The sequence below is a fragment of the Pseudomonas monsensis genome (genome assembly GCF_014268495.2).
GTDB lineage: Bacteria > Pseudomonadota > Gammaproteobacteria > Pseudomonadales > Pseudomonadaceae > Aquipseudomonas > Aquipseudomonas monsensis.
In genome coordinates this window covers 481,381-507,861 of record NZ_CP077087.1, presented here as the reverse complement: position 1 = coordinate 507,861, position 26,481 = coordinate 481,381, and the positions used below count along the sequence as shown (strand labels likewise).

23 protein-coding genes are annotated in these 26,481 nt (G+C 60.3%); 7 read left to right on the top strand and 16 right to left on the bottom strand.

Features of this window, described 5'->3' with window-relative positions; all coding sequences use genetic code 11:
- Positions 1 to 62: 62 nt before the first annotated feature.
- Positions 63 to 1,223, top strand: a complete 1,161-nt coding sequence (locus HV782_RS02185) for an AAA family ATPase (protein ID WP_186748055.1) — start codon at positions 63 to 65, stop codon at positions 1,221 to 1,223.
- A gap of 173 nt (positions 1,224 to 1,396) precedes the next feature.
- Here HV782_RS02185 and HV782_RS02180 read toward each other — a convergent pair whose 3' ends face one another.
- From HV782_RS02180 to HV782_RS02120, 13 genes are all read right to left on the bottom strand, one after another.
- Positions 1,397 to 2,269, bottom strand: coding sequence for a transporter substrate-binding domain-containing protein (locus tag HV782_RS02180; RefSeq protein WP_186748056.1), 873 nt, complete (start codon positions 2,267 to 2,269; stop codon positions 1,397 to 1,399).
- Positions 2,266 to 3,048 carry an amino acid ABC transporter ATP-binding protein gene (locus HV782_RS02175; protein WP_123470498.1) on the bottom strand — a complete coding sequence of 261 codons (783 nt, stop codon included), beginning with the start codon at positions 3,046 to 3,048 and terminating at the stop codon, positions 2,266 to 2,268. Before HV782_RS02175 ends, HV782_RS02180 begins: the two co-directional genes overlap by 4 nt.
- Entirely contained in the window at positions 3,045 to 3,704 is a 660-nt protein-coding gene (locus HV782_RS02170) for an amino acid ABC transporter permease (protein ID WP_047290785.1), read from the bottom strand. Before HV782_RS02170 ends, HV782_RS02175 begins: the two co-directional genes overlap by 4 nt.
- Positions 3,685 to 4,350 (bottom strand): amino acid ABC transporter permease, encoded by a 666-nt coding sequence (locus HV782_RS02165; protein WP_123470496.1) that lies wholly within the window; start codon positions 4,348 to 4,350, stop codon positions 3,685 to 3,687. Before HV782_RS02165 ends, HV782_RS02170 begins: the two co-directional genes overlap by 20 nt.
- Before the next feature lie 747 nt (positions 4,351 to 5,097).
- Entirely contained in the window at positions 5,098 to 5,895 is a 798-nt protein-coding gene (locus HV782_RS02160) for a MetQ/NlpA family ABC transporter substrate-binding protein (protein ID WP_123470494.1), read from the bottom strand.
- Positions 5,896 to 6,063: 168 nt separating this feature from the next.
- The gene (locus HV782_RS02155) at positions 6,064 to 6,996 is read right to left on the bottom strand and encodes a sigma 54-interacting transcriptional regulator (protein WP_186748057.1); all 933 of its coding nucleotides are present in this window, start codon (positions 6,994 to 6,996) and stop codon (positions 6,064 to 6,066) included.
- A 59-nt stretch (positions 6,997 to 7,055) separates the two neighbouring features.
- Positions 7,056 to 7,637, bottom strand: a complete 582-nt coding sequence (locus HV782_RS02150; RefSeq protein WP_186748058.1) for an alpha/beta hydrolase — start codon at positions 7,635 to 7,637, stop codon at positions 7,056 to 7,058.
- A gap of 365 nt (positions 7,638 to 8,002) precedes the next feature.
- Positions 8,003 to 8,404, bottom strand: coding sequence for an ExbD/TolR family protein (locus HV782_RS02145; RefSeq protein ID WP_123470489.1), 402 nt, complete (start codon positions 8,402 to 8,404; stop codon positions 8,003 to 8,005).
- Position 8,405: 1 nt separating this feature from the next.
- Positions 8,406 to 9,131: a MotA/TolQ/ExbB proton channel family protein gene (locus HV782_RS02140; RefSeq protein ID WP_128614635.1), complete on the bottom strand. Its 726-nt coding sequence runs from the start codon at positions 9,129 to 9,131 to the stop codon at positions 8,406 to 8,408.
- Positions 9,132 to 9,176: 45 nt separating this feature from the next.
- On the bottom strand, positions 9,177 to 9,986 hold the full coding sequence (locus tag HV782_RS02135; RefSeq protein WP_186748059.1) for an energy transducer TonB: 810 nt from the start codon (positions 9,984 to 9,986) through the stop codon (positions 9,177 to 9,179).
- Between the two features lie 379 nt (positions 9,987 to 10,365).
- A complete protein-coding gene (locus HV782_RS02130) occupies positions 10,366 to 10,692 on the bottom strand; it encodes a hypothetical protein (RefSeq protein ID WP_123470484.1) in 327 nt (108 codons plus the stop codon).
- Between the two features lie 189 nt (positions 10,693 to 10,881).
- Positions 10,882 to 12,225: an aryl-sulfate sulfotransferase gene (locus HV782_RS02125; RefSeq protein WP_186748060.1), complete on the bottom strand. Its 1,344-nt coding sequence runs from the start codon at positions 12,223 to 12,225 to the stop codon at positions 10,882 to 10,884.
- Between the two features lie 23 nt (positions 12,226 to 12,248).
- Positions 12,249 to 14,609, bottom strand: a complete 2,361-nt coding sequence (locus HV782_RS02120) for a TonB-dependent receptor (protein WP_123470481.1) — start codon at positions 14,607 to 14,609, stop codon at positions 12,249 to 12,251.
- Between the two features lie 165 nt (positions 14,610 to 14,774).
- Between HV782_RS02120 and HV782_RS02115 the strand changes: the two genes are divergently transcribed.
- Together HV782_RS02115 and HV782_RS02110 are read left to right on the top strand one after the other, a co-directional pair.
- Positions 14,775 to 15,719 (top strand): LysR family transcriptional regulator, encoded by a 945-nt coding sequence (locus HV782_RS02115; RefSeq protein ID WP_186748061.1) that lies wholly within the window; start codon positions 14,775 to 14,777, stop codon positions 15,717 to 15,719.
- A 213-nt stretch (positions 15,720 to 15,932) separates the two neighbouring features.
- Positions 15,933 to 17,549 (top strand): alkaline phosphatase family protein, encoded by a 1,617-nt coding sequence (locus HV782_RS02110; RefSeq protein WP_186748062.1) that lies wholly within the window; start codon positions 15,933 to 15,935, stop codon positions 17,547 to 17,549.
- Positions 17,550 to 17,731: 182 nt separating this feature from the next.
- Here the strand turns inward: HV782_RS02110 and HV782_RS02105 are convergent, their stop codons facing one another.
- Entirely contained in the window at positions 17,732 to 18,640 is a 909-nt protein-coding gene (locus HV782_RS02105) for a TauD/TfdA dioxygenase family protein (protein WP_186748063.1), read from the bottom strand.
- 181 nt (positions 18,641 to 18,821) lie between these two features.
- Between HV782_RS02105 and HV782_RS02100 the strand changes: the two genes are divergently transcribed.
- Positions 18,822 to 19,742: a LysR family transcriptional regulator gene (locus HV782_RS02100; protein ID WP_123470473.1), complete on the top strand. Its 921-nt coding sequence runs from the start codon at positions 18,822 to 18,824 to the stop codon at positions 19,740 to 19,742.
- A gap of 39 nt (positions 19,743 to 19,781) precedes the next feature.
- On the opposite strand, the gene HV782_RS02095 is transcribed toward HV782_RS02100, so the two are convergent.
- Positions 19,782 to 20,795, bottom strand: a complete 1,014-nt coding sequence (locus HV782_RS02095) for an ABC transporter substrate-binding protein (RefSeq protein ID WP_186748064.1) — start codon at positions 20,793 to 20,795, stop codon at positions 19,782 to 19,784.
- A gap of 302 nt (positions 20,796 to 21,097) precedes the next feature.
- Here HV782_RS02095 and HV782_RS02090 point away from each other — a divergent pair, with 302 nt between their 5' ends.
- From HV782_RS02090 to HV782_RS02080, 3 genes are read left to right on the top strand one after another with little or no spacing between them, the layout of a single operon-like run.
- The gene (locus HV782_RS02090; protein ID WP_186748065.1) at positions 21,098 to 22,696 is read left to right on the top strand and encodes an ABC transporter permease; all 1,599 of its coding nucleotides are present in this window, start codon (positions 21,098 to 21,100) and stop codon (positions 22,694 to 22,696) included.
- Complete coding sequence (locus HV782_RS02085; protein ID WP_123470466.1) at positions 22,693 to 23,508, top strand: ABC transporter ATP-binding protein; 816 nt, start codon at positions 22,693 to 22,695, stop codon at positions 23,506 to 23,508. The genes HV782_RS02090 and HV782_RS02085 overlap by 4 nt, the downstream gene beginning before the upstream one ends.
- A 13-nt stretch (positions 23,509 to 23,521) precedes the next feature.
- Positions 23,522 to 25,132: an arylsulfatase gene (locus HV782_RS02080; protein WP_186748066.1), complete on the top strand. Its 1,611-nt coding sequence runs from the start codon at positions 23,522 to 23,524 to the stop codon at positions 25,130 to 25,132.
- 207 nt (positions 25,133 to 25,339) lie between these two features.
- On the opposite strand, the gene HV782_RS02075 is transcribed toward HV782_RS02080, so the two are convergent.
- Positions 25,340 to 26,410, bottom strand: a complete 1,071-nt coding sequence (locus HV782_RS02075; RefSeq protein WP_186748067.1) for a fatty acid desaturase — start codon at positions 26,408 to 26,410, stop codon at positions 25,340 to 25,342.
- Positions 26,411 to 26,481 lie beyond the last annotated feature (71 nt).

Here is a 26,481-nt window from a genome sequence, read left to right as displayed (position 1 = left end):
AAGCTCCCTCGCCACAGGGCTGCAGGCACGGCACACTAACGGTTCCGGCAAAGGAAACGCCCATGCTCAAAACCCTGGCGGTGGCCAATTACCGCTCGATCAATAAATTGGTGATTCCGCTGGGCCGGCTGAACCTGATCACCGGCCCCAACGGCAGTGGCAAGTCCAACCTGTACCGCGCGCTGCGCCTGCTGGCGGAGACCGCTCAGGGCGGCGTGGTCAATGCGCTGGCGCGTGAAGGCGGGCTGGAGTCGACGTTCTGGGCCGGACCGGAAACCCTCACCCGGCGCATGCACAACGGCGATGTGGCGATCGAGGGCAGCGTGCGCCAGTCGCCGATGCGCCTGCGCATGGGATTTGCCGGGGAGGAGTTCAGTTATTCGATCGCCTTGGGTCTGCCCGCCCCGACCCGCTCGTTCTTTTCCCTCGACCCAGAGATCAAGCGCGAATGCATCTGGGCCGGACCACTGTATCGCCCCGCCAGTCTGCTGGTGGACCGCAATGGTCCGATGATCCGCGCTCGCGAGGGTCGAGGCTGGGACGTGCTGGCGCAGCACACGCCGAACTTCGACAGCCTGTTTGATCAGGTCGGCAGCCTGCGTAGCTCGCCAGAAGTGTTCCAGATGCGCGAGTTCATCCGCCGCTGGCGCTTCTACGATCACTTTCGCAGCGATGCCGACGCCCCGGTGCGCCAACCGCAACTGGGCACCCGCACGCCAGTGCTGCATCACGATGGCCGTGACCTGGCGGCAGCCTTGCAGACCATCATCGAAATCGGCGATCCGGAAGCATTGCACGCAGCAATCAGCGATGCGTTCCCCGGCGCCCGCCTGAATGTTACCCCCGTCGGCGGTGGACGTTTTGCCATCGAGTTTTATCAGGAAGGCTTGCTGCGGCCACTGTCGGCGGCAGAGCTGTCGGACGGAACATTGCGTTATCTGCTGCTGATCGCCGCGTTGCTGACGCCACGACCACCGTCGTTGATGGTGCTGAACGAACCGGAAACCAGCCTGCATCCGGACCTGTTGCCGGCGCTGGCGCGATTGATCATCCGTGCATCGCAGCAGTGTCAGGTGTGGGTCGTGTCCCATGCGCGACGGTTGATTTCGGCGCTGCAGGAAGACCCGGAGTGCAATTGCATTGTGCTGGAGAAAACCCTGGGGCAGACCGGGATTGTCGGGCAGCGAGTGCTGGATGAACCGGCGTGGAACTGGCCGGATTAAAAGCCCCTCACCCTAACCCTCTCCCGGAGGGAGAGGGGACTGATTGGGGGATGCTGGTGAATTGCGCCGACCTGAAAATGCTTCTGTGAATCCATAATCGACCCGGTCGGCTCCCTCTCCCTCGGGAGAGGGCTGGGGTGAGGGGCGGGCCTCACCACCGATTCAACAGACAATCACCCCTGCCACTTGCCACCCTCGACAATCACGCTCTCAGGCTTGGTGTCATCGCTCAGTTCCTTACGCACATATTGGTCGTACAGTTTGAGCAGATACTTCTCCTCGCCCAGCTTGGTCAGCTCGCTATTCACCCAGTCACGCAGCTCGATATTGCCCTTCTTCACCGCCGGCGCAATCGGTGCTTCTGCACCGAGTTTTTCGTCCAGCACGCGGTAGCCCGGGTTCTGCTTGGCCCAGCTGAACAGCACCAGATTGTCCTGCGCATACGCATCGCCACGGCCATTGGCCAGGGCTTGCAGCGACTCGGTGTTTTTCTCGAACTTGAGCAGTTTCCAGTCCGGATGATTTTTGGTCAGCCAGATGTCCGCCGTGGTGCCGGTGGTCACGATGGTGGTGCGGGTGGCCAGGTCATCGAGGCTTTTCACCGAACTGCTTTGCGGCACCAGCGCCTGCACCGCGACCTTGAGGTTCGGGTTAGTGAATTCCACCGCGTCCTTGCGCTCCGGGGTCACGGTCATGTTGGCGAGGATCAGGTCGACCTTGTCGCTTTGCAGGAACGGAATGCGGCTCGCCGGCTCCACGGCAACGAACTCGACCTTGTTCTCGTCACCGAGCAGATCCTTGGCGAAACGCCGACCGATGTCGGTGTCGAAGCCGACGTAGCGTCCGGCCTCATCGACAAAACCGAACGGTGGCTTGTCGGTGAAGACGCCGACGATCAGTTTGTCGCGGGCCTTGATCTTGTCCAGATAACCGGCCGGCGCGGTGCTTTCGCTGGCGACTTTCGGCTTCGACGGTTCTTCGGTTTTGCTGCAACCGGCAAGTAAGGCGAGGCTCAGCAGGGGCAGTAAAAAAGCGGCAGTTTTCATAACGGTTCCAGTTCCTTTGTCGGATTCGTTTTTGGCAGTGTTGCAACGAAGGAGAACTTCTCCAGAAACTGCTGCGCGCGTGCGGTTTGCGGGTTCGTAAAGAAAATCTCGGGCGGGTTCTGTTCAAGGATGCGCCCGGCATCCATGAACACGATGCGGTCGGCCACCGCGCGGGCGAAGGCCATTTCGTGGGTGACGATCAGCAGGGTCATGCCCTCGCGGGCCAGGCCCTGAATCACTTGCAGCACTTCCTTGACCATTTCCGGGTCGAGGGCCGCGGTGACTTCATCGAAGAGCATGACCCGCGGGTTCATGCACAATGAACGGACGATGGCGATGCGTTGCTGCTGGCCGCCGGAGAGCTGGCGTGGAAACGCATCGCGCTTGTCCGCCAGGCCCACCCGTTCGAGCAGGGCTTCGGCCTGCTGCTGCGCTTCGCGGCGCTGACGTTTCTGCACCTTGAGCGGGCCGAGCAGCAAATTGTCGAGCACGCTCATGTGCGGGAACAGGTGATAACTCTGGAACACCATGCCGATCTGCTGACGGATTTCACGCCAGTCAGTGGCCTTGTCCAGCAGCTCGCGGCCGACAAATTTCAGGCTGCCGCTGTGGGCCTGTTCCAGACCATTGAGGCAACGCAGCAAGGTGCTTTTGCCGCAGCCGCTGGGGCCGAGAATGACGATCACTTCGCCGCTGCGCACTTGCAGGTCGATGCCGTTGAGCACCTGCTGCTCGCCGTAGAATTTGTTGAAGCCGTGAAACTCGATCAATGCGCTCATGCTTGCGTCCAGCGCCGCTCCAGCACGCGCGAGGCGGCCGACAGCGGGTAGCAGATGAAAAAGAAAAACAGGAACAGCGCGCCGTAGATCAACACCGATTCGTAGGTGCGCTCGATGATCTGCTGGCCGACCTTGATGACGTCGACCACGCCGATCAGCACCGCCAGCGAACTGGTCTTGATGATCCGCGTGTAGACGTTGATGGTCGGCGGCGTCATGCGTTTCAGCGCTTGCGGCAACAGCACGTAGCCGTAGAGCTGCGCAGCGTTCAGGCCGATCGACAGCCCTGCTTCACGCTGCCCGCGCGGTAACGAATGCAACGCACCGCGCGCCACTTCGCCAACCTCGCTGGCGCCCCACAGCGACAGCACCAGCACCGCACACCAGAAGCTCGGCAGGCTCAGGCCGAAGAAAATCGGCAGGCCGAAAAACAGCAGGTACAACCAGACCAGCACCGGGATCGCCCGGAACAGCTCCAGATACACTCGCAGGATTGCGTTCAGCCAAGTCACGTTGAGCGTGCGCAACACGCCGTAGAGCACACCGCCGACGGTGCTGATGGCAATGCTCAGGAACGAGATCGACAAGGTTTGCCCGGCGCCTTTTGCCAGTTGTGGCAACGACACCCAGAGCAGTTCAAGACCCGAACTGGCCATGCTGGAGCCTCCTTTCCAGACGGCTGAGCAGCAGCGACAGCGGCAAGAACAGCAGCACGCAAATCAGCGTCAACACGGCGAGCATTTCGTAGGTTTTGTAGTAGAGCGCGATGTAGCTCTTGGTGGTGTAGAGGATTTCCGGCACGGCCACCGCCGAGACCACGGTGGTTTCCTTGAGCAGGAAAATGAAATTGGCGAACAGCGACGGCAGGCTGAGGATCCCCGCTTGCGGCAGGATCACGTAGCGCAGCAACTGGCCGTGGGACAGGCCGATGGAGCGCCCCGATTCCAGCTGCGCCTGCGGTACGGCATCGACGCCGGCACGCAGCACTTCGGTGAGGTAGGCGCCACCGAGAAACGTCATGGTGATGATCGCGGCAGTGAAACCGGACACCTTGATGCCGATGGCCGGCAAGGCGAAGTAGACGAAGAACAGCTGAATCAGCAGCGGCGTGTTGCGCGCCAGTTCCACGTACAGGCCGACGGCGCGCTGCAGGTAAGGCGTGCGGAACACCAGAATCGTCGCATTGAGCAACGCCACCAGCAGCGAGGTGCCAATGGCGATGAAACCGACCTGCAGCGTCACGCCCACGGCTTTGAGAAACGCCGGCAGCGTGCTGAGGATGAATGCGTAATCGAGAGTCATGAAACGTCCTGGACGCCGCTTGATAAGCGACGGTAGTGCAGTCCATGGGCAGCGGGTGGCTGTCCGGCAGGAGGTGACTTTATAGGTATAAAAAAGAGAATTTAAATACCGTTAAAGCATATTGATATCACCCAAAAAACTATCTTGTGGGTTTGCCGGGAAGGAATAAGAAGGCTATTTTCCTTTGCGCTGTAGGAAGGATCTTTTTTGCACGAAAGCCCTCCAAGGACGAACAGCTTTTGGCCAGACTCCCCCGGCCAAACCCTTACAAGGAAGACAACATGGACGTAAAAGTGCCGCAGCGACTGGATCCGCAGGACATTGTGAAATTGCTCGTGGCGTTGAGGCGGGCGTTGAAGGCCCAAGTGGCCTGAGATCAAGAGCACCCTCACCCCAACCCTCTCCCAGAGGGAGAGGGGGCTGACCGAGTCGTCTCGCGTCAAACATCGACCTGAAAAATCGAGTCGATTATGGCTTCAGCTGAGATCTTTCACGTCGGCGTACCTCTAGGAGAGGGAGCCTACCGAGGTATCTTGCGTCAAACATCGACCTGAAAAATCGAGTCTATTATGGATTCGGCTGAGATCTTTCACGTCGGCGTACCTCTACTGCATCCCCCAATCAGTCCCCTCTCCCTCCGGGAGAGGGTTAGGGTGAGGGGCTTTTCAACGCACACACAAAAACGCCGATGACTATCGCTAGCCATCGGCGTTTTCACACCTTGAAGGGGTTCACTCAAGCGTCAGATCAGAACGCCGGCAATACCGCGCCGTTGTACTTCTTCTCGATGAACGCTTTGACTTCCGGGCTGGTCAGGGCAGCGGCCAGTTTCTTGATGGCGTCGCTGTTCTTGTTGTCCTCACGGGCCACCAGGAAGTTCACGTAAGGCGAATCGGCGCCTTCGATCACCAACGCATCCTTGGTCGGATTCAGCTTGGCTTCCAGCGCGTAGTTGGTGTTGATCATGTCCAGATCAACTTCCTTCAGCACACGTGGCAGCAGGGCCGATTCCAGTTCCTTGAACTTGAAGTTGTGCGGGTTCTTGGCGATGTCTTTCGGGGTCGCCAGGGCGTTTTTCGGATCTTTCAGCTCGATCAGGCCAGCCTTTTGCAGCAGGATCAGGGCGCGACCGCTGTTGCTGCCTTCGTTAGGGATCGCGATGGTCGCGCCGTCAGGCAGTTCAGCCAGGGTCTTGTACTTGCTCGAGTAGCCACCGAACGGTTCAACGTGCACGCCTTGCACGGTGACCAGGTACTTGGACTTGTCATCCTTGTATTTGCCAGCGTTGAAGCTGTCCAGGTACGGCTTGGTCTGGAAGTAGTTGGCGTCCAGGCGCTTTTCGCCCACTTGCACGTTCGGCTGCACGTAGTCGGTGAAGACTTTGATTTCCAGATCCACGCCTTCTTTGGCCAGGGTCGGCTTGATCAGCTCGAGGATTTCGGCGTGCGGCACCGGGGTCGCCGCGACCACCAGTTTCTCGCCAGCGTTGGCCAGGGAAGCAGTCAGAGCAGCCGCCAGTGCGGTAAACAACAGAACCTTTTTCATGCAGTGTCCTTATCGAAAATCACGGTCGCAGAGGGCGACGGCTATTTAATACGTGTGCCAGTGAAGTGCTATCTCTGGCGTGAAGCGGACAATACCGGGATTTTTTATTCCCGGACAATAACGTTTATTCACTTTGATATTCCATTTTGCTCATACAGGACAAAACGGTCACAAGCGCTGACTCAAACCAATCAGCAAATCTTTCAACGCTTTACGCTCGTCAACGCTGCCGCCGATGTTGATCTGCGTGACCAGTCGTTCGATCTGCAGGTGCGGGCCAGAAGCGTCGGGCAGGTTCAGGTGTTCCGGGAGAATTTCCTCCCCAGTGCTGACCAACAACGCAAAGTGAATGACGTTTTCCAGCTCGCGGGTGTTGCCCGGCCAGCTGTGGCGCTCCAGCAGATGTTGCGCCGCTTCGCTGATCAACGGCACCGGCAGGTCGAGACGCTGGCTGTAGATGCCGAGAAAATATTCGGCCAATGACAGGATGTCGCCGATTCGCTCGCGCAGCGCCGGCAGTTCCAGTTGCCCTTCGCTGAGGTAGTGATAGAGCCGTTCGTGGAATTTCCCCGCGTCCACCGCTTGCGCCAGGTCGATGCTGGTCGCCGCCACCAGGCGCACGTCCACCGGACTCGGCTGATGGGCGCCGACGCGGGTGACTTCGTGGTTTTCCAGAGCGGCGAGCAATTTGACCTGGATCGGCAGCGGCAGGTCGCCGATTTCATCCAGGTACAAGGTGCCGCCGTTGGCCGAACCGAACCAGCCGGCGCGACTGCTGGCCGAACCGGCGTAACTGCCGGCGGCATAGCCGAACAGCTCGGCATCGGCGTAGGTCGGGCTGATCGCGCCGCAATTGACCGAAACGAACAGACCGCTGCGATCACTGGCGCGGTGGATGTGGCGGGCGAGCAGTTCTTTACCCGTACCGGTCTCACCGCGAATCAGCACCGAGATCGAACGCGGGGCCAGTTGCTCCAGCTCTTCACGCAACTGACGCGAGCGCGGATCGACAAACACCAGCGCCTTGGCGCGGATGCTCAGGGGACTTTTTTCCGCGTCGGGAAAGGTCAGCAACGGCTGACCGAACGTTTCAAAACTCATGGCAGACTCCCGCCCACAACCGCCGGGAGACGGGGGCGATCAAAAAGAAAATATACGACTCAGGCGCGACGCCGCGCGTGATGTTCCAGGCGGTTTTGCAGGCGATAGAGGTAGGCGAAACCCTGCTCCCAGCGCTGATGCCCGGACTTGACGTTGATATGCCCGGCCCCGGAAAGAATCCCCGCTTCGGCGCCCCAGTTACGCGCCAGCTCCAGCGCACGCGGAGCGCTGACAGCGGCGTCGTTGTCGGAGGCGACCACCTGGCTCGGAAACGGCAATAAATCCGTCGGGATCGGCGCGAAATTACGCAGCGCGGGCGCACAGGTCGGGCGCTCGACATCCGCCGGCGCAACGAGCAAGGCACCGCGGACCTGACGCAGGTACTGCACAGGCGCAGTGGCCGCCCAATGCGCAACGGTGACGCAGCCCAGGCTATGAGCGATGAGGATCACCGGGGTGCTGTCGGCAGTAATGGCTTCGGCCAGTGCGGCAACCCAGTCTTCCCGGCGCGGCGTCAGCCAATCGGCCTGCTCGACCCGCGCGCTGTTCGGCAGGCTGTTCTGCCAGTGGGTTTGCCAATGATCTTCTGGCGATCCTTGCCAGCCCGGCACAATCAGGTAGCGGATTGATTCGTTGCGCATGGGGAGCTCTCCTGCGGCGTGTCTGTTCCTGATCGAGTATAGGGAGGGGATTTATATTCGTTAAGGAATAAGAAGCTATTTATTAAGACCTGAAATGAATATGCGATGTGTGCATGGCTTGAAATCTTTTCCCCCTCACCCCAACCCTCTGCCCAAGGAGGCGAGGGGGAAGGGAGCCGATCTTCATGCCGTTCAAATCTTGAGGTCGGCTCGAAATATCAGGTCGGCGTACCTCGAACAATCACCCCGGTCAGTCCCCTCTCCCTCTGGGAGAGGGCTAGGGTGAGGGTTCTGCTTTTAATGCCAGGAATAAAAAAAGGGCCGCACCCTGCCAAGGAGACGGCCCCGGAAAAACGTTGAATCTGTTACCGCGCGGTGATCACCGACAATTTGGTAATTCCCGCCCGCTCGATCGAAGCCATGGCGCGCGCCACTTCGCCGTAGTTCACCCCGTCGTCGGCCTGCAGTTGCACGCGCACTTGCGGGTCTTTCGCCTTGGCCGACTTGAGGTTGAATTCCAGCACGTCCGGCTGAATCTCATCCTTGTTGATAAACAGCTTGCCGGCGCCGTCGATGCTCACCACCAGCGGGTCTTTCTGCTCGACCGGCGCCACCGCCTCGGTCTTCGGCAGGTTGATCGGAATCGCGTTGGTCAGCAGTGGCGCGGTCACGATGAACACCACCAGCAGCACCAGCATTACGTCCACCAGCGGCGTCACGTTGATCTCGCTGAGCACCTCGTCACTGTCTTGCGTGGAGAAGGCCATATCAGGACGCCTCCTTCACTTTTGCCGCAGTGCCCGGGGCTGCAACCTTGTGCGCGGTCGGGTGAATCAGGACGCGGAACGCACTCTTCTGCGCCAGGCTGTAGAAGTCGTGGGCGAAGTCATCCAGATCCGCGGCGGTCAGTTTCAGACGCCGCAAAAAGTAGTTGTAAACCAGCACCGCCGGCACCGCGACGGCGATTCCCACCCCGGTGGCGACCAGTGCCGCGCCAATCGGGCCGGCCACGGTTTCCAGGCTGGCGGAACCGGCGGCGCTGATACCTTTCAACGCTTCCATGATTCCCCACACCGTGCCGAACAAACCAATGAACGGCGAGGTGCTGCCGATACTCGCGAGCACCGCCAGACCGGTTTCCAGCGAACGGCGCTCACGGACGATCTGCTGACGCAAGGCACGTTCGAGTCGATCCTGATGGTTGATCGCCTGGCTCAGGTCATTGGCCTGCGGCGCCTCGCCCACCTGAATCGCCGCGTAACCCGCCTGGGCTACCCGGGCGGCGGCGCCGGGTTGGGTCTCGCTCAACTCGGCGGCGGCATCCAGACTCGACGCCGCCCAGAAGCGCTTATGAAACTTGCGATCCTGCGCCTTCAGACGACCGAACTGCACAGCCTTGAGCAGCGCCAGCCCCCAGGTCGCGACGGAAAAAACCACCAGCAGCCAGATCACCGCGCTTTCGATGGATTCCAGTGGAGATGCCAGTAACGTCATGATGTGTTCCCTCGTGTAAACATTTCGCGCGAATTTGGTTTCGGTTTAGTGAATCTTGAAGTCGATGGGCACGCTGACCCAGCCGTCCTGGGCGACATCACCCTGCTTGGCCGGGACGAAACTCCAACGTTTCACCGCGTTCAACGCGGCGTCGTCGAGTGGTTGCCGGCCACTGCTTTTCTGAATCTGGATCTCACCCGGTTTGCCGCTGGCCAACACATGCACGCGCAGCAATACAGTGCCCTCCCAACCGCGACGCTGAGCCAGCGACGGATATTCCGGCGCCGGGTTCTTCAGGTACGCGGCGTTCGCTGATGCCGGCGTTACCGGGGACGGAGCGGGTGGAGCCGGTGGTGCAGGCGCCGCCACCGGTGCTGCCGGTTGTGGCGGCGCGGGCGGTTGCGCGACGGCTTTGGGCGCGGGCTTCGGCGCGGGTTTCACCACCGGCCTGGGTTTGGGAACCGGTTTCGGTGGCGGCGGTTTAACGGCCAGCTCGTCCTCCACCGGCGGCGGTGGCTCGACTACCGGCGCCGGTGGCGGCGGCTCGACCACTGGCGGCGCGGGAGGCGCCGGGCGCGAAAACTCGATGGTCATCGGTGGAATTTCCGGCGGCACAATCGGCAATGCCGGTGTCGGATGCTGATTGATCCAGTAGATCACCGCGCCATGCGCCAGCAGCGCCAGCACACCGAGCAGAAGCTTTTCGCGCCGGCTCAGGATGCCCTTGGGCGCACGCTGCAAACGCAACTGCCCCAATGGCACGCGATGGGGCCGGCCGAGATCGACCAGTTCACCACTCGGCGTCTGACGCCACAGCAATTCCTGTGCGCTCGCGGCGGTCTGGACATTGCCCATTGATTCACTCCCTGCGGTCTTTTTGCGTGCTCTACAAAAATGGCCGACCCACCGTTTATTGAACCCCCCACGGTGAATCGCTGGGTGAATCATTGGGCCTGGTGCTTATCTCCGAAAGTAATCTTTAATGTTATGGATAGGCTTTTATGAAATATAGAAACTGATCAATTTCGCCAAAGCCACGCGCCATAAGGGCTGCAGCGATGCAGCAAAAAACGCATGCCTTTCAGGCATTAAAAGTATTCCTGCAACGCATCAAATTCAGTTGACGCGGTTTCACGGGACAACTCATAAAAAATAGAGCGTTGATTATTAATATTCCCCAAAACAAAAAAGGCCGATGCACTTTCGTGCACCGGCCTTTTAATCAAATCAACCATTATTGCTTGATAAACTCTCCTGCCAGCCCCACAACGTCGCCATCAAAGTTGTTACGTGAACCCACCGCACGAACTTTAGAGTAGTTGTGATCCGGTGAGAACAGTGTCCACGACTGATAGCCTGTACCGTCATTCAGTGCGGTGAACGTGATGATCGTCGGCTGCCCGGTGCTGTTCTGGAAATGATAATGCCCGTAAGCGATGTCGTAATTCACGCCATTCTGGCTGAACTTGCCGCTGAAGGTACCGTTGGAGTCGTTGCCATCGGTAATCGTCAGTTTGGCGCCAGCGTTAGCGTTTACATAACTGCCATTAATGCTCGACATAACGAGATTTCCTTTATCGTTGGATAAGTGTCTTCCGATGAGAGCAAGTTTCCTCCTGGAAACTCACGACAGTCAGGATGGTTCGACATTCGTATATTGTCCAAGCCACTGACTAATCAAGTTGCAATAAGCACCCCTGATTAAGCTCATAACTTATCGCCATTCCGTCGAGCATTAATTCCATTTCTACTAACGGCGCGCGCTGGCTTGTTGCACGCCAATGGCCGGGGCAATCACTGCGGTCTCGGAACGTGGCGTTCCAAGTGGCACCCAGTCATAACTGACAGGCAGCGCCCGATACACCCAGTTGCTGATCGCATCGCTGCCCGGCGCCTTGCCCAGATACGGGCTGACGTATTCCCAGACGTTTTCACCGCTCGCCGTGACCTGGAAAAACCGCCCGTTCATGCCTTCGTCGATCAGCGTATTGCCGTTGGGCAGACGTCGCGCACTGCTGATGAACGAACTGTAGAACGCCCATCCCGGCTGCTTCGAATTGGCCGCACTGTACTGCCAGACGATTTCGTTTTTCTGCGGATCGATTTCCAGCACCCGCGAGCCGGAAATCAGCCCGAGGGGGACGTTCGGATATCCCGCCGAACCCTGATTGTCGAATACCAGCAGGTTGCCGGCACCAGGCAGCCCGGCCGGGATGATGTGCGCGTCATGCTGGCCGACAAACTGGTCCACCGGGCGCGGCAGTTTTTGCGCGGTTTTTGGGTTGATCAGCGGCAAGTTCGGGCCGAGGCGCCAGACCACTTTGCCGGTCTTTTTGTCGATGATTGCAATGAAGTTGGCGTTGCGCGAATCGAGCAGCAGATTGTCCGGATTGAAGCGCTTGTCACCGGCATCGAACCACTTGTTTGGCCCGACCAGACTGAGGTTGTTGATATGCAGGTAATCCGGGTTGTCGCTGGCGCGCACCTGTTTCAATTGCTCGGGGGTAAAGCCGAATTCGTTGAGGTGCTCCGAGGCCAGCCACTGCCATTTCACCTCACCGCCGGGGCTGACTTCATAGATCGCATCATCAATCACCTCGGGCGCCTTGAAGCCTTTGATCGTGTGCACCTTGTTCGCCAGCACCACCGTGTTGCCGTTGCTCAAACGGCGCTGATCATGGTGCTGTTGCGCCGCGCCACCGGGCGCCTTGTCGCCCCACTGCCAGACCACTTTGCCGTTCCAGTCGAGCTCGCCAACACTCTGGTTGCCCAGCCCGTTGCCGGCCGAACCGAGTTTGCCCGGCTCCTTCGCACTCAGTTGCAGCAGCACATGCCCGCGCTCACCGCCAACCAGTTTCGGGTCGATGATGGCCGACGGAAAACCTTCCTGGGGCCAGGTTTTCACCTCATTGCCATTCATGTCGATCAGGTGCGTCTGCTTGTCGGCGCCACTGAAGATCACGTACTGATTGAACGCCTTGTCCGGGTCGTACCGGGTCACTCCGGTCGGGTACACGCTGGGCGCGGCGAACGCGCCGGCACTGAAGACCGCGCCTGACAGCAATACCGGTAAAGCGGTTTTGATGCGCAACATTATGCAGCTCCTTGAATGACGGATCAGAAGTCGTAGCGACCGGTAACCCCAAGGGTGCGCGGTGTGCCGAGCAAGCCTTCATAGCCGCCGTTGCCGCCGGTCCACAGGGTTGTGTAATAGGTCTTGTCGAAGGCGTTTTTCAGCCACAGCGAAACGTCCCACTGGCCCTGGTTGAAGTCGCCGCGCAGACCGGTGGAAAAGTTGACCACCGCGTAGCTCGGGATCTGCCCGTAGTCGGAATCCTCGACCGTGCCCACCGCTTTGGAGCGGAACGCGTAGCTGGCAGTGACGTAGGGTTCGAAACCGTTAGCCAGGTTCCACTTATATTCGCCGTTGGCGTTGCCGATCCATTTCGACGCGCCGACCACTTGATGCCCGGTAAGGTCGCAGGAGGCCGGAGCGCCCGGTGCGAGACTGACTTCCGGCGGGCACGGCGCATCTTTGTAGGAGAGATAGCTGACGTCGTTGTACGAGCCGTTGATGTTCAGGGTCAGGCCGCGCAGCGGGATCACAGTGCTTTCGAATTCGACGCCGCGCGACCGGACCGAGCCGGCGTTGGTCAGGTATTGCACGCGGTTGTCGGCGTCATAGGCGTTGGTCTGGTAAGCGTTGACCTGGGTCCAGAATACGTTGGCGTTGAGCTGCAAACGGTGATCCCACAGTGTGCTCTTGAACCCGAGTTCGGCGTTGTTCGCGCGTTCGGTGCCAATCAGCAACGACTCGGCCCCGGCCGTTGGCGCCGAACCCACCGCCAGGTTGACCCCGCCGGATTTTTCGCCGTGGGAGAGCGTGGCATAGCCCAGCACGTCGTCGGTGATGCGGTAACTGAGGTTGAGCAGACCGGACGGGCTGGAGCTGTACTGGTTTAAATCGCCGGAATCGTAGGCCCCGGCTCGCCCGCGACGCGCCGTGGCCGCCGCGCCGGTCACAGCAGCCCCGCCGAGCGGTGCATCACGGGTGACCCAGGCGGATTTCTCTTCGTAAGTGCCGCGTACCCCGGCGGTGAAATCCAGGCGCTCGGTCAGATGCCAGGTGCCTTGGGCAAACAGCGCAAAACTGTCGGTCTTGATATGGCCGTTACCGATGCTGGTGACATTGGCCAGCGCCCCGCGCGGCGTGCCATTCCAGATGTCGGCCTGGGGGCCGTAATAAGCGAAGGATTTGTTGTCCAGGTCCGAGCCAAAGTAATAAGCACCGACCACGTAATCGAAGAACTCGCCCTTGGGCGAGGCCAGACGAAATTCCTGCGAATACTGTTTGTCTTCCACCGAAACCCCGGCGTTGTAACTCGCCGGCACGTTGAGGCCATCGTCGTTACGCGGGGTGAAATTCCAGAAGCGATAGGCGCTGATCGAGGTCAGCGTGAAGTCGCTCGGCAAGGTCCAGTTGGCTTCAACCGAGGTGCCGCCCTGATGCACGGTGACGTGCTGATCGTTGTCCAGATTCACCTTGCGGTGCGCACCGTTGACCAGCGTCGCGCCCGCCGCATTGGCCCGCGCCTGATAGAGATTGACGCCGTTGATGGTCGGCCCGGTGTTGTACAACACGCGGGTGCCGGCGCTGGAGTCTTCTTCGTTGTAGTCACCGATCCAGCGCAGGTTGAAATCGTCATTGGGCTTGAACAGCAACTGTGCACGGAAGCCGTCGCGCGAGCCGCCATTCAGATCATGGCCGTCGTATTCGTTCTTGATATCGCCGTCGCTGCGCGTGCGGTAGGCCGAAAAGCGTCCGGCCAGTTGATCGTTGAGCGGCCCGGAAATCGTGCCCTTGGTCTGGAAATAACCGTCCTCGCCCACCGAGGTTTCGATGCTGCGCTCCGGCGTGAACGTCGGGGCGCGGGTGCTGATATTGATCACCCCGGCGGTGGTGTTTTTGCCGAACAGCGTGCCCTGCGGTCCGCGCAGGACTTCCAGCTGTTCGATGTCCATCAAATCGAACACCGCCATCCCCGGACGCCCCAGATAAACGTTGTCGATGTACAGCCCGACGCTGCCTTCCAGGCCGTCACTGGCCGGGTTGTTGCCCAGGCCCCGAATCGACACGCTGGACTGGCGTGCGTGCATGTAGGCGACGTTGACGCTGGGCACCAGTTGCTGCAAATCCTGAATCCGGTAGACCCGCTGTGTCTCCAGATTCTGGCCGCTGACCACGCTCATCGGCGTCGGCACATCCTGCGAGCTTTCTTCGCGGCGGCGAGTGGTGACGGTCACGGTTTCCAGCTGCGAACTGTTGACGACCGGCTTGTCGGCCGGAGCCGGCGACGGGGTTTGCGTTTCGGCGGCGTAACCATGAGTCCAGCTCGCACTCCCTGCCAGCAGCAGGGCCAGAGGCAGGCGTTTGAGCCGTCGTGGTGTTAAGGGTGACGCAAGGTTCAACGGACTCATGGCGCGGCTCCTGGTCAAAAAACACACAGACATCTTCAACGCTGCATATTCTTTTAAGTTATTTATTTATGGATTTACAAATATTTACTGCATAAGAGATTGCCTTTATAAGGAGTCGACCTAATGCATATCCAATGCATTTCCCGGATATTTTTTATGTGAAAAATGCATATCGACTTGCGCCAGCTCCGCCACTTCATCGCCCTCGCCGAACAACGCAGCTTCGTCGCTGGCGCGCAGGCGGTGAACCTCTCGCAGTCGGCGTTCAGCCGCAGCATTCAGGCGCTGGAACACAGCGTTGGCTGCCAGTTGGTTGATCGCGGGCGCAAGGATCTGCCACCAACCAAACAGGGCCAGGTGCTGCTCGAACATGCGCGACGACTGGTCAGCGGCGCGCAGCAGATGGCCAACGAGATCAGTCAGTTCAATGGGCTGGAGGCGGGGGAATTGCGCTTCGGTTGCGGGCCGGCGCCGGCAGCCGGATTGATCCCGCGCGCGATCGGCGCATTCATCGGGCGCTACCCGAAGGCACGGGTGCAGTTTCAGGTCGATGACTGGCAGAGCCTGAGCAAACGCCTGCTCAGCGAGGAGTTCGAATTCTTCGTCGCCGACACCCGGCACTTCGAGGCCGACCCGGATTACCTCACCTACCGATTGCGTCCGCGCAAATGGCATTTCTGTTGTCGTGCGGGGCATCCGCTGGCCACTTTGGAACGGGTCACGGCCGAGCAACTGATGAGTTATCCACTGGCAGTGAGCATCCGCCCGCCAAACCTGCGCAAGGTCATCGTCGACCTCAGCGGTCGCCCGGATTTCACGCCGAATGTGGAGTGTGAAAACAGTGCGAGCCTGCTGAGTGTGGTGCTGCGTTCGGAGGCGATCGGGATTGTCGGCGCGTACTCTGATGCGCTGCATCAGACCAAGGGTGAACTGGTGTGTTTGCGCATTGAAGGCTTGGCCGATGATCTTGAAGAGTTGTACACCCGCTACGGGATTGTCAGCCGCGCGGGGTATCGGTTGTCGCCGCTGGCGGAGGCGATGATTGAGCAGATCAAGGCGGTTGATGCGGTGGATGAGGAGGTGTGTTCGCTGGATCGACTCGCTGTCTGATCCACCGCTATCGCTGGCAAGCCAGCTCCCACACGTTCCGGGTGTTCACATCATTTGTATCTGGCGCAAATCCTGTGGGAGCTGGCTTGCCAGCGATAGCGTCGCCACTCGCACCAATGCATTCCCTGCATAAAACCCATTCCCCAAATGCACTTGCCGAACACCCCCACCGAAAGCGACAACCCTTGCCTGTCTCTCTGACCGGTGAACCCCATGTCCAACCCGCCAAACCCCGTGCGCAACGTGCTGTACATCATGTGCGATCAACTGCGCCGCGATTACCTGTCCTGCTACGGCCACCCGCATCTGCACACGCCGAACATTGATCGACTGGCCGCCGCCGGCGTGCGTTTCGGCCGCGCCTACACCCAAGGCACGATCTGCGGGCCGTCGAGAATGTCGGCCTACACCGGGCGTTACGTCAGCAGTCATCAAGTGGCGTGGAACGCGGTGCCGCTGCCGCTGGAGGAACTGACCATCGGCGACTACCTGCGCCCCCACGGCATCCGTACCGCGCTGGTCGGCAAGACCCACGCCACGGCCAATGTCGATGCCTTGCAGCGTCTGGCGATCAACCCCGACAGTGCGCAGGCCGAGGCGCTCAACGAGGTCGGCTTCGAACCGTACTTTCGCCACGACGGGATCTTCCCCGACGACCCGCTGTTCGACGACAAACGCGAATCCGCGCCTTACACCCATTACCTGCGCGAGCAGGGTTTCGACGGGCGCAACCCCTGGCACGACTGGGCCAATGCCGCCGAAGGCGAGCACGGCGAAATCCTCAGCGGCTGGAAAATGCGTCATGCGAATTTGCCAGCACGAATTCCCGAGCAACACTCAGAGACTGTCTACACTACAAATCGAGCGATCGACTTCATCACCGAACAAGGTGAGAAATCGTGGTGTTTACACCTCTCCTACATCAAACCGCACTGGCCCTATATCGTACCAGCGCCATACCACGCCTTGTACAGTACGAAATCGGTTCTCGACGCGGTCCGCGCGACGCCCTCCGAAGCCAGCAAACACCCCGTATACACGGCGTTCCGTCAGCATGAGGAAAGCCTCAACTTCTCCCGTAATTCAGTACGATTGACTGTAATCCCCACTTACATGGGCCTGATCAAGCAAGTGGATGATCAGCTCGGGCGGCTGTTTGATTTCCTGCAGAGCAATGGACGTTGGGATGACACCTTGATCGTGTTCACCAGCGATCACGGCGACTTTCTCGGCGATCACTGGTTGGGCGAGAAGGAGTTTTTGCTGGAACAAGCGGTGGGCGTGCCACTGATCGTGCGCGACCCGCGCGCGGCGGCAGATGCCACGCGGGGAACGGTGGAGGAGCGACTGGCGGAAACCATCGACGCATTGCCGACGTTTTTGCAGGCACTGGGCTTGCCGGGGGCCGAGCATCGGCTCGAAGGACGCTCGCTGATCCCGTTGTTGCACGGTGAAAATCCTGAGTGGCGCCGCTATGCCATCAGCGAATACGACTACGCCTTCCAGGCGCCGGCGCGCGAGCGTCTCGGCCAGCCGATCGACCGCTGCCGCATGACCATGGTGCGCAGCGAGCGCTGGAAATACCTGGCGTACGACGGCTTCCGGCCACAGTTGTTTGATCTGCTGAACGATCCGCAGGAGCTGCGTGATTTGGGTGAAGATCCGGCATTCGCGGCGGTGCGCGAGGAGCATGCGGGGTATTTGTTTGAGTGGGTGCGGGGGTTGAAGCGGCGGACGACCATCAGTCATCAGGAGATTGATTGGCGCGGGCAGCGGTTTCGCTATGGCGAGCCGGAGACAGAGAAGGTTGTTCAGATTGGGGTTTGGTAGTTTTAAGAGCCCCTCACCCTAACCCTCTCCCAGAGGGAGAGGGGACTGACCGAGTTGTTTTTTAGCTCTACGCCAACCTAAAATATCAAGGTTGAACTCAGGCTCGAAAAGCCCCCAATCGGCGCCCTCTCCTTCTGGGAGAGGGCTGGGCGGGCGGCGTTCCGATGAGGGTTTTTTGATCTTCAATCACGACCCTTGATGGTCTGGCTACGCTGCCCAGAAGCCCCAACCGGCACCTCACCTTTCAACGTCACCCGCCGCACCACCCGATCCTGAGTCCCGTAATCATCAATCGCATAATGCTGCGTCGAGCGGTTATCCCAGATCGCCACATCGCCGGCCTTCCAGCGCCAGCGCACGGTGTTTTCCTGACGGATCACATGGCTCTGCAACAGGCCGAACAGATGCGCCGAATCCGCCTGCGAATAACCCTTGATGCGCTTGACGAAATGCCCCAGCAGCAAGCTCTTCTCGCCGCTGATCGGGTGCACACGCACCACCGGGTGCTCGGTCTCGTAGACCGTCGAGGTGAAAACCTTGCGATAGCGCTCGAGCTTCTCCGCCGAGACGTCAGGCTTGGCCCCGGCGTAGTCGTATTCGTTGCTGTGCACGGCGACCAGTTTGTCCGCCAGCTCACGCAGCTCGGTGGGCAGTTCGTTGTACGCGGTCGCGGTGTTGGCCCACAGGGTGTCGCCACCGAAGGCCGGGGCCACCACCGAACGCAGGATCGAGGCTTTCGGGTAGGCGTCGACGAAGGTCACGTCGGTGTGCCAGGAGTTGGCGCGCTGGCCCTCGGCACCGTCCAGTTCCAGCAGGTAACGCGTGCCCTCACGCACCGGCACGGTCGGGTGCGCCACGGGCTCGCCGAGCAGATGGGCGAAGGCTTCCTGGCGCTGATCGTCGAGTTGGGTCTGCTCGCGGAAGAACACGACCTTGTACTGGATCAGCGCCTGCTGAATGGCTTCGATCGTGGCAGCGTCCAGTTCACCGGACAGGTGCACGCCGCGAATTTCGGCGCCGATACGACCGGCCACCGGATGGATTTCCAGCGCGTGGACAGCGGGTTTTACAGCGAGTGCGGCATTGCTCATGGGTAGACCCTCATCGACTGCTTGCGGTTGGGCGGCAGCGAAACATCGCTCTATCTATATTCCATTTACATCTAATAGATATTCACATGCTTCGTTGACGGAATAAGAGCTTGCATTTAAAACCTCAAGCAACCCTCGTCGCAAATGCCTTCGAGCTATTTTTAGGATGCCGGAAAAGCATATGGATCTTCGCCAGTTGCGCTACTTCATCGCCCTCAACGAACACCGCAGTTTTGTCCGTGCGGCGGATGCGATGGGCATCACCCAACCAGCGTTCAGCCGCAGCATTCAAGGGCTGGAGCAGGAGTTCGGCTGCGTGCTGGTGGATCGCGGCAACAAGGATCTGCGCCCCACGCCCGAGGGTCAGGTGGTGCTGCAACACGCCCTGAGCCTGGTGCAAGGTGCAGCGCTGCTCAGCGCCGAAGTGACGCAGATGACCAAGCTTGATGCCGGTGAAGTGCACTTCGGTTGCGGCCCGGCGCCGGCGGTGAAACTGGTGCCGGATGCGGTGGCGCAATTCATCAACGCGCACCCGAAAGTGCGCACCTGTTTTCAGGTGGACAACTGGGAAAAACTCAGTCGTGCGCTGAGCCGCGAGGAGATCGAATTCTTTATCGCCGACATCCGTCATTTCGAAGCCGATCCGAACTTCCAGACCCAGGCCCTGACGCCCAAGCGCGGGGTGTTTTTCTGCCGGCCGGGGCACCCGTTGCTGGCCAAGGAAAGCCTGTCGACCAACGACATGTTCGACTACCCGCTGGCGACCACACTGATCCCGCCGGGGATCCGCAAACTGCTGGCGAACCTCAGCGGCCGGATCGATTTTTCCCCGACCATCGAGACCGAGCATTTTCCGGCACTGGTGAAAGTGGTGCTGCAATCGAATGCGATTGGCGTAGGCACGGAAGAGGCGTTCGTCGAGGACATCGCCAAGGGTTCGCTGGTGTTATTGCAGTGGCGCAATCTGCCGCAAAACCTGGAGAGCATGAATGCGCGCTGCGGGATTGTCAGTCGCACCGGGTTCCGGTTGTCGCCGGCAGCAAGAGCGATGATCGAGACGCTGGTGGCGGTGGATAAACAGCAGATCAGCGTCGCGGTTTGAGGGTCATTCCCACGCGCTGCGCGGGAATGACCGCATGACTCAGAGCTTCGCGGCCGCCAGCTCAGGCGCCACCCACTCGTTCACCTTGAACGGCTTGCGAATCAGCTTCTGCTGCGCCGCCAGATCCACCTTGCCCTGCAGGTTTTCGAGGAACAGCGGATCCAGTGTCGACGGGAACACTTCGCTCAGATTCTGATCCTTCAGATCCTGGGTCAGGATCACCGGCGGATAGCTCGCGAGCCCCGAAACCAGTTGCACGTAAGCGTCCTTGTTGCTGTCCTGAGTCAGCCACTCCACTGCCTGCTGCTGCGCCTTGAGCAGCTTCGCCACGGCTTCCGGATGTCCGTCGACAAACTTGCCGGTGCCCACCAGCACCGACTGCACACTGCCGGCGCCACCGAGGTCCTTGGTGTTCAATGGCAGCTCAGCCAGGCCTTTAGCCTGCAATGCGGTCAGTCCGGAGCTGCCCCACGACGCATCGATCTGCTTCGCCGCCAGCGCCGCAACCGCTGCGTTGAAATCGAGGTTGATCACCTTCACGTCCTTCTCGCTCAGGCCCACGCTGGCCAGCGCCGCATCGAACGACAACTGGGTCGCAGTGCCCCGGAAGATCGCCACGCGCTTGCCTTTGAGATCCTGCAGCGTCTTGATCCCCGAACCCGGCACCACGCCCAGGTATTGCTTCACACCCCGGGCGCTGGCGCTGAGCAGGCGCGTATCCAGTCCGTTGGATTTGCCGATGATGGCCGCCAGGTCTCCGAGATAGGCCAGGTCCACTTGGCCATTGGCGAACGCCTCGTTGATCACAGGTCCGGCGCCCTTGAAGAAGCTCCACTGAATCTTGATGCCCTGATCGGCGAAGGCCTTTTCGAAGATCTGCTGATCGCGCAGCACGTCCACGATGCCCCCGCCGCTGTGCTGGGTGCCGGCGCTCAGATCAGGCACGGCAATCCTGATTTCCTTGAGCTCGTCGGCCTGGGCAGCGAACGCCAGCAGACCCGCCAGTGCCGGCGCGGCAAACAGACTGATGACACGTTTGAAGGGAAGGTTCATGGGTGCGGCTCCTGATCACGACGGCATTGAGGAGCCGAAAGTAGGCGCAATCCGCATCAGCGCTTAAATACTTAAAAAGCACATTTTTATTACTTTTCACGCTAAGCCAGCAAAGTCGGGACATGCAGAGCGGTATGCATGGAGAGCATCGAAAATATTCTTCGAATGCATTGGATGCGTGCAGGGCTGGAGGCCTTAAATGGCGCTGATTATATCCAAAATGATTATTTTCTAACTCGCTTATAACTATTGGTTTTTAGCTAATTCCGCTGACTCGATCCAACCCGACAACGGAGGTCACCATGGCCCGTGAATCCCTGCTCAGCCTGCCACTGGCCGCACCGCCGTTGAAAAGCCGGCGTACCTGGCCAAGCCTGAGCCACCGCGTTTTACCCTGGATATTACCGCTCGGACTGTTCGCCCTGTGGTGGCTGGCGGCGCGCAATCAATGGATGAGCGAACAGATTCTGCCGGCGCCATCGCTGGTGTGGAACAGCGCGATTGAGTTGTCCCAGGGCGAGTTATGGAGCCATTTGTGGATCAGTCTGCAACGGTTGTTCTGGGGCCTGCTGGCGGGCGTTACCGCCGGCGCGGTACTCGGTGCGGCGCTAGGTTTCAGCCGTCGTCTCGAACGCCTGATCTTCCCGACATTCGCCGGCCTGGCACAGGTGCCGACACTGGCGTGGATTCCGCTGTTCATGGTGTTTTTCGGCATCGGCGAAATGCTGAAACTGGTGGTGCTGATCAAGGCCATCGTGGTCCCCGTGACCCTGCACACACTGGTGGGCGTGCGTGATGCGCAACCGAAACTGCGCGAAGCCGCCGCCGTCTTGCGCCTGCCGCCGTACCTGCTGATCCGGCGCCTGGTGCTGCCCGCTGCACTGCCGGCGTTCATGGCCGGTGTGCGCCTGGCCCTGGCCGCTGGCTGGACTTCCTTGCTGGCAGTGGAGTTGCTGGCCTCCAGCGAAGGCATCGGCTATCTGATGGTCTGGGCGCGTCAGTTGTTCATGCTCGACATCGTCTTTGTGTGCATCGTAGTGATCGGCCTGATCGGCGTGGCGATGGATCGCGGCATCGGTCTGCTGGACAGAAAACTGGTGCACTGGCCACATCCCGCCACGGCAGAAATTCGTCGCGGCCCACGCTATGAAGGCTGGCAGCGCGTGCAGCCGTGGCTGCTGCCACTGGCGCTGTTTGCGCTGTGGCAACTGGCGGTCGATCAGCAATGGATCGATGCCAACATTCTGGTCAGTCCGTGGGTGGTGCTTGAGGCAACCAAAAACGGATTGCTCGACGGCACGTTGATCTCGGGCATGGCCCTGAGCCTGGGCCGCACACTCGGCGGCTTGTTGATTGGCGGCGGCCTCGGCCTCGTGCTGGGCTTGCTGTTGGGCCTGTCGCGCACCAGCGAACGGCTGCTCGGCCCGACCCTCGCCGCCATTCGCCAGATCGCGATTTTCGCCTGGGTGCCGCTGCTCACCGCGTGGTTCGGCCTCGGTGAACTGGCGAAGTGGGTGTTCGTTGCCCTCGCCGCGTTTTTCCCACTGTTCATCGCCACCCACCGCAGCGTCGCCAACCTTTCGCCACAACTCAACGAAGCCGCGCAAGTGCTGCGCCTGAGCCTCGGCCAGCGCCTGCGCCGCCTGGTATTGCCGGGGGCAGCACCGGGGATATTCGCCGGGCTCAGGCTGAGCCTGATCTACGCCTGGCTCGGCACCATCGGCGCCGAATATTTCATGCCGTCGAACGGTGGCATCGGCAGCCAGATGATCGGCGCGCAACAGTTGCTGCGCATGGACCTGATCATGGCCGGGATGCTGCTGGTCGGCCTCACCGGCGCCCTGCTCAACCTCATCGGCCAACGCCTGGAAATTCGCGCCACTCGCTGGAGACACGCATGAACGCACCGATTGTCAGCTTCACCCACGTAGGCAAATCCTTCGACGTCGACGGTTTCGAACTGGAGGCGATTCGTGAATTCAACCTGGACATCGCCGAGGGCGAGTTTGTCGCCATCGTCGGTTCCAGCGGCTGCGGCAAATCCACCTTGCTGCGCTTGCTGGTCGGCCTCGACACGCAATTTCGCGGGCAGATTACGGTGGATGGCAAAGCCGTCAGCGGCATCGGCGGCGAACGCGGCATCGTCTTTCAGGAGCACCGTTTGTTTCCGTGGCTGACGGTGGCCGACAACATCGCACTCGGCCTGGTCAACGAACCCTTGAGCGCCGCCGAAAAGCAGCAGCGCATCAACGATTTCATCGAGCTGGTCGGCCTGCGCGACTTTACTCGCGCCTATCCGCACCAGCTCTCCGGCGGCATGGCCCAGCGCGTGGCGATTGCTCGCGGGTTGGTTGCCAGCCCACGGATTCTGCTGCTCGACGAGCCTTTCGGCGCCCTCGATGCACTGACTCGCCAACAGATGCAGGACGAGCTGCTGGCGATTCGTGACCGGGCGAAAATCACCACGATTCTGGTCACCCACGACGTCGAGGAAGCGATCTTTCTCGCCGACCGCGTGGTGGTGATGGAACCGCGCCCGGGACGGATCAAGCAAGTGGTCGACATTGCCCTGCCGCATCCGCGCCAGCGCAGCAGTTTCGACTTCCATCAGTTGCGTGAAGAGCTGCTGCACGAACTGACCAGTGACGACCATTACCAACCGAGCCTGCCGGTGCAGATCCGCGATCTGCCGCTGTCGTTCATTGCCTGCTGAGAGGAGCTTTTCGATGCCGCAACGCCCCAACTTTCTGGTGATCCTGGCCGACGATCTCGGCTTCTCCGACCTCGGCGCCTTCGGTGGCGAAATCGCCACGCCGAACCTCGATGCCCTGGCCAACAACGGCCTGCGTCTGACCGACTTCCACACCGCACCGACCTGCTCGCCAACCCGTTCGATGCTGTTGACCGGCACCGACCACCACATCGCCGGCATCGGCACCATGGCCGAGACCCTGACCCCGGAGCTGATCGGCAAACCGGGTTACGAGGGCTACTTGAATGACCGCGTCGTCGCACTGCCCGAGTTGCTGCGCGAGGCCGGTTACCAGACGTTGATGAGCGGTAAATGGCACCTGGGCCTGAAGGCTGAGCAAGCACCGCAGGCACGGGGTTTCGAGCGGTCGTTCTCGCTGTTGCCGGGAGCGGCCAACCACTATGGTTTCGAGCCGACTTACGACGAGCACACCCCGGGCCTGCTGAAGTCGACCCCGGCGCTGTACATCGAGGACGACACCTTCCTCGACGAATTGCCCAAGGATTTCTATTCGTCCGATGCCTTCGGCGACAAGCTGCTGCAGTACCTCAAGGAGCGCGATCAGAGCCGGCCGTTCTTCGCTTATCTACCGTTTTCCGCGCCGCACTGGCCGTTGCAGGCGCCGGCTGACATCGTCGAAAAATATCGTGGCCGTTACGACGCCGGTCCCGAGGTGCTGCGTCTGGAACGCCTGGAAAAACTCAAGGCACTGGGCCTGATCGAACCCGACGTTGAACCACACCCGCTGATCCAGCTGAGCACGCAGTGGGATGCACTGAGCGATGAGCAACGACAGATTTCCGCACGGGCAATGGAGGTCTATGCGGCAATGGTCGAGCGCATGGACTGGAACATCGGCCGGGTGGTCGATTACCTGCGCCAGCAGGGGCAACTCGACAATACCTTCATCCTGTTCATGTCCGACAACGGTGCCGAAGGGGCGCTGCTGGAGGCCTTCCCCAAGTTCGGCCCGGAGTTGATGACCTATCTGAACCAGCACTACGACAACAGCCTCGACAATATTGGCCGGGCCAATTCCTACGTCTGGTACGGGCCGAACTGGGCGCAGGTGGCGACGGCGCCGTCGCGACTGTTCAAGGCCTTTACCACCGAGGGCGGGATTCGTGTGCCGGCGCTGCTGCACTACCCGCAACTGCCGATCAAAGGGCAGATCAGCCATGGCTTTGGCACGGTGATGGACATCACCCCGACCATTCTCGATCTGGCTGGCGTACGTCATCCGGGCAAGCAATGGCACGGCAAACCGGTGGCGCCGTTGCGGGGTAAATCGTGGCTGGGCTTTTTGTCCGGCGAGACGGCGCAGGTGCATGACGAACATACCGTCACCGGTTGGGAATTGTTCGGGCGGCGGGCGATTCGCCAGGGGTCGTGGAAAGCAGTGTGGATCCCCGGTCCGGTGGGGCCGGCCACCTGGCAGTTGTATGATCTGGCCAGTGATCCGGGAGAGATTCATGATCTGGCGTTGAGTCAGCCGGACAAGCTCAGCGCGTTGATCGGGCATTGGCAGCAGTATGTGGAGGAGACCGGAGTAATCTTGAGTGCTTCGCCGTTTCAGCCAGATTGAGGGGAAGATCAAAAGCCCCTCATCGGAACGCCGCCCGCCCAGCCCTCTCCCAGAGGGAGAGGGCGCTGACCGAGGTGTCTTACGTTAAATATCGACCTGTGAAAATGAGTCGATTATGGATTCAACTAAGCACTTTCACGTCGGCGTAACTCTTCGATATCCCCCAATCGGTCCCCTCTCCCTCTGGGAGAGGGTGAGGGCAGTTTGTCAGGCCTCCACCGCCTCCCCAGACACCGCGATTTCATCCCGACGAACAAACCGGTTCGCCCGCCCGAACGTGCCGAAATCATTGAACCGCACCCCCATCTCGCGCATCACTTTGTGCGCCACCGGCACGGTCATCTGGCGAATGTAGAACGGCTCTTTCACCACAAAATGGTGGATCCCGTGACTGCTGCCGAAGTTGAAGCAGAACGCCTGCAACGGCCACAGCCACCACGGGTTCAACACCTGGCATTGCTGCAGCACATTGCCCGGCTCGACATCACCGTAGTAATGCATGTTCGAACTGATGAAGTGCAGGCAAAACGTGCGCAGCACGTTCGGGCCGATGATCACCACGGCCGCGATGTCGATCACCTGCATCACCGACAGCGTGGTCGCCGACCACTCGATCGGCGCCCCCATGAGGTAGGCGAGGCCATTCGCCGCGTGGAAGCCGAGAAACACGTACCACGCGCCCCAATGCACCAGCGCCAGCGGCGCGTAGACCTTCAACGAGCGTTTGATGATGCTGATTTTGTGCGCCCGGGTTTTCGCCCGCAGCATACGAATGAACGCCGACATTACGTTGTCGCCGACCATCAGCAGCCGCGCGAAACCCCACTGTTCGCCGTTGGTGATCGCGCGTTCTTCCATGTCGGCTTCGGTGCCGGACACCTTGTGATGGTTGAGGTGCAGATGACGGCGAATCCACGGGTTGATGGTGCTCGGCCGCGCCAGCCACACCAGGCCCATCATCAGGTTGTGCGGCACGCGCTGCTTGCGAAAGTACATGCTGTGGATCAGGTCGTGTTCCAGTTCATGGGTCAAGGACGCCAAAAACGCGTTGAGCAGCAGGCACACCCACCACGCCATGTGACCCGTGATGTACAGCGCCGCTGAGCCGATCATCCCCGCCAGAGCAAAGGCCAGAATGCCAGCGCCGAGGGCGTCCTGATGCCGGAGAATCGGGTAGCGCTCACGCAGTTCGACGCCTTTGGCCAGCACCACTTCGCGAATATGCGCTGATCGCTGGGCAGCATTGTGTCGCTGGGGACTTGCAGAAGTACGGTCCATGCTTCCATCCTCTGGTTATTGATGTTCGCATCCTGCCCTGCGCGGTTGCAGAACACGCTAGCCGAGAACGC